Source organism: Mycobacterium colombiense (genome assembly GCF_003284975.1).
In the GTDB taxonomy this organism is placed as follows: Bacteria; Actinomycetota; Actinomycetes; order Mycobacteriales; family Mycobacteriaceae; genus Mycobacterium; species Mycobacterium europaeum_A.
The window spans coordinates 1-3,716 of sequence record NZ_QMEU01000194.1 but is presented as its reverse complement, the minus strand read 5'-3'; the positions used below and the strand labels follow the sequence as shown (position 1 = coordinate 3,716).

Annotated in this window: 3 protein-coding genes; all 3 read left to right on the top strand. The window is 68.1% G+C overall.

Annotated features, from left to right (window positions below; genetic code table 11):
- Positions 1-523: 523 nt before the first annotated feature.
- The 3 genes from DQP58_RS26125 (at position 524) to DQP58_RS26115 (ending at position 3,511) form a co-directional block, all read left to right on the top strand.
- Positions 524-1,465, top strand: coding sequence for a histidine phosphatase family protein (locus DQP58_RS26125; RefSeq protein WP_112710934.1), 942 nt, complete (start codon positions 524-526; stop codon positions 1,463-1,465).
- A gap of 103 nt (positions 1,466-1,568) precedes the next feature.
- The gene (locus DQP58_RS26120) at positions 1,569-2,867 is read left to right on the top strand and encodes an adenylosuccinate synthase (protein ID WP_112710933.1); all 1,299 of its coding nucleotides are present in this window, start codon (positions 1,569-1,571) and stop codon (positions 2,865-2,867) included.
- Positions 2,864-3,511: a PaaI family thioesterase gene (locus DQP58_RS26115; RefSeq protein WP_112710932.1), complete on the top strand. Its 648-nt coding sequence runs from the start codon at positions 2,864-2,866 to the stop codon at positions 3,509-3,511. The genes DQP58_RS26120 and DQP58_RS26115 overlap by 4 nt, the downstream gene beginning before the upstream one ends.
- Positions 3,512-3,716 lie beyond the last annotated feature (205 nt).

Genomic DNA, 3,716 nt, shown 5'->3' with positions numbered 1-3,716 from the left:
AGGCCACCTCGATGTCGAGGCGCTCGGCACGCAGCAGCCGGGTCAGCACACCGGCCAGCTCGGCGTCGCCGCCCAGCACGACCAGCCGCCGATACGGGCCGATGGCGGCGTCGACGTCGGTTTCGCCGGTGACCCGTTGGGTGTGCATGTCTCGCAGCGATCGGTAGAGGGGTCGTCGGCCGAACACAAGGACCGCGGCGCCTCGATCTCCTTGCGTCACAGTGTATCCAATCGGGCAGCAGCCAATGTCATTGACTTCCAACGCCTCTGGCCAGATGCGCGCTGCGACGCCGGAAGTGTTTGCCATAACGACACAGTCACAACATGGTGTCGACTACGAAAGTTGTTGCAACCCTGCCGGTAAACAACCGGATACTTTACTCCTGCCACAGGGCCGACGTTGCGCGGAATCCCGCCACGAGTGGTTAAGGGAACGGAGAACTACCATTCGCCGATTTACCGTCGTCTTGTCAACCGCGCGAACCGCATTGGTCGCGTCGGGTGCCGGCCCCACCCGCCTCCGTTGCTGACGAGACAGCTCCGCCGCGTCGGCGCCGTGGGGCTTTCGATTGCCCTGCTGTGCAACGGATCTGCGACGGCCTCGGCCGACGAATCGATCGTGATAGACCTGGTGCGGCATGGGCAGTCGACGGCCAACGCGGCGGCCCTGATCGACACGGCGCCGCCCGGAGCGTCGCTCACCGCGCTTGGTCAGCAACAGGCTCAGGCCGTCGCCGGCGTGCTCGCGGCGAAGGGCCCGGTCGCCGCGATCTTCGCGTCGCAGTTGATCAGGACGCAGCAGACCGCGGCGCCGTTGGCCGCCGCGTTGGGGATGAATGTCCAGGCGTTGCCGGGGCTCAACGAGATCGACGCCGGCGCCTTCAACGGCCAGCCGCAGGTCAGCCTCGGCGGGCTGGCCTACCTGCTGGCACCGGTCGCGTGGATGCTCGGGCTGCGGATCGTGCCGATGCTCGCCCCCGGATCCACCGACGCCAACGGGTACGAGTTCCGCAGGCGTTTCAACGGCGCGCTGCAAACCGTCTACGGCAATGCCGCGACCAACGCGGGCGGCTTCAACGACGTGCTCCAGACGATGTATGCCAGTGCGGTCGCCAACCCGGTCCGCGCCGCGAACGGCAGGATCACCGAGGTGGCGTTCTCCAGCGAATTCGCCATCGGCGTCGGGACGATGATGACCGTCAGAAACCCCGATCCGCTGCTCCTGCTTTTCGATCCGCTGCCCAACACGGGCATCGTCGTGATCCAGGGCAGCCCCCACGATGGCTGGACGCTGATCAGCTGGAACGGGAAACCGGTGCACCCGGGTTGGTCGGGCACCAAGAACGCTCGCGGCGCCAACGGCCTGTGCCTGATGTTGGACCCGTCGACCAGGACCGGCGTATGCGCGACCAAACCGCCCGCGACGGCAAGTGCGCCGGTCGCGACGTCTCCTGGCTTAAGCTGATTTGCCCGGCTCAGTCGGCCACCGGCGGCCCGCGCGGTCGCCAGGCTAGGGTGGGTCACCGGCTGGACCACAATACGCAGGCGAGATCAGGTGGGAGCGTGTCATGCCGGCAATCGTCCTCATCGGCGCCCAATGGGGCGACGAGGGCAAAGGGAAGGCCACCGATTTGCTCGGTGGGCGAGTGCAGTGGGTGGTGCGCTACCAGGGCGGTAACAACGCCGGACACACCGTCGTCTTGCCCACCGGCGAGAATTTCGCGCTGCACCTGATCCCGTCGGGGGTGCTCACGCCCGGCGTCACCAACGTCATCGGCAACGGGGTGGTGGTCGACCCCGGCGTCCTGCTGGACGAGCTCAAGGGCCTCGAGGACCGCGGCGTCGACACCTCCAAACTGCTCATCTCCGCCGACGCGCACCTGCTGCTGCCCTACCACGTGGCCATCGACAAGGTCACCGAGCGCTACATGGGCAACAAGAAGATCGGCACCACCGGCCGCGGCATCGGTCCCTGTTATCAGGACAAGATCGCCCGCATCGGCATCCGGGTCGCCGACGTGCTCGACCGGGAGGTGCTGACGCACAAGGTCGAAGCCGCGCTGGAGCTGAAAAATCAGATTCTGGTCAAGATCTACAACCGCAAGGCGCTCGACCCGCACCAGGTGGTCGAAGCCCTGCTGGAGCAGGCCGAGGGCTTCAAGCACCGCATCGCCGACACCCGGCTGTTGCTCAACACCGCGCTGGAGGCCGGCGAAGCGGTCCTGCTGGAAGGCTCGCAGGGCACCCTGCTCGACGTCGACCACGGCACCTATCCCTATGTGACGTCGTCGAATCCGACGGCGGGCGGCGCCGCCGTGGGGTCGGGCATCGGGCCCACCCGGATCACCGCCGTGCTGGGCATCCTCAAGGCCTACACCACCCGGGTGGGCTCGGGCCCGTTCCCCACCGAGCTGTTCGACGAGTACGGCGAGTACCTGTCGAAGACGGGCGGTGAATTCGGCGTCACCACCGGACGGCGCCGGCGCTGCGGCTGGTTCGACGCCGTCATCGCCCGCTACGCCACCCGGGTCAACGGCATCACCGACTTCTTCCTGACCAAGCTCGACGTGTTATCCAGCCTCGAGACGGTTCCGGTGTGTGTGGGCTACCGGATCGACGGGGCACGCATCCACGAGATGCCGATGACGCAAAGCGATTTGGCGCGCGCCGAACCCATCTACGAGGAGCTGCCCGGCTGGTGGGAGGACATCTCGCACGCGCGGGAATTCGACGACCTGCCGGCCAAGGCGCGTGACTACGTGCTGCGGCTGGAAGAGCTTGCCGGAGCGCATATTTCGTGCATCGGCGTGGGCCCCGGGCGCGAACAGACCATCGTGCGCCGCGACGTGCTGGCAGCCCGCCCGTGACGGATGCCGCCCAGGATCCCAAAGACCTCGACCCCGAATACGAACACCACGGCGGCTTCCCGGAATACGGGGTGGCCAGCCCGGGCCCGGGTTTCGGGCGGTTCGTGGCGGCCATGCGGCGCTTGCAGGACCTCGCGGTGTCGGCCGACCCCGACGACGACGTGTGGGACGACGCAGCCGACCGTGTCACGGCCCTGACCGAACTGCTCGGTCCGTTCCAGGCCGCCGCGGAGGGCCAGGCGCCCGCGGGGCGCACCCCCGACCTGCCCGGCATGGGCAGCCTGTTGTTGCCGCCTTGGACGCTGACGCGATACGAGCCCGACGGCTGCGAGATGCAGGGCCGCTTCACCCGGTTTCACGTCGGTGGGAACTACGCGGTGCACGGCGGCGTCCTGCCGCTGCTGTTCGACCACATGTTCGGGATGGTCTCGCACGCCTCGAACCGCCCCATCAGCCGCACGGCGTTCCTGCATGTGGACTACCGCAAGATCACCCCGATCGATGCGCCGCTGGTGGTCCGCGGACGGGTCACCGGCACCGAGGGGCGCAAGGCGTTCGTGGCCGCGGAACTGGTCGACGCCGACGGCGCGCTACTGGCCGAGGCCAACGGCCTGATGGTGCAGTTACTCCCAGGCCAGCCCTAGGCTAGGTGGCCCGCTTCCTCAGCACCCCGCTACGCAGGCCGCATCGTCAGCGGGCGGCTCGACCGGTGCACCACAGGAACCGACCTATCCTTGAGCCGTGACTGACGGCCTGACCGACGGACGGGACGACGAGACGACGGCGCTCGTCGTGCCCCAGCAAGCGCCGGCGCGCACCGAAGCCCCGCCCGCGGTCCCCGCCGACGGC

What these genes read in the sequence shown, in the direction of transcription:
- DQP58_RS26120 (WP_112710933.1), top strand. Translation starts at nt 1,569, where the DNA reads ATGCCGGCAATCGTCCTCATCGGCGCCCAATGGGGCGACGAGGGCAAA.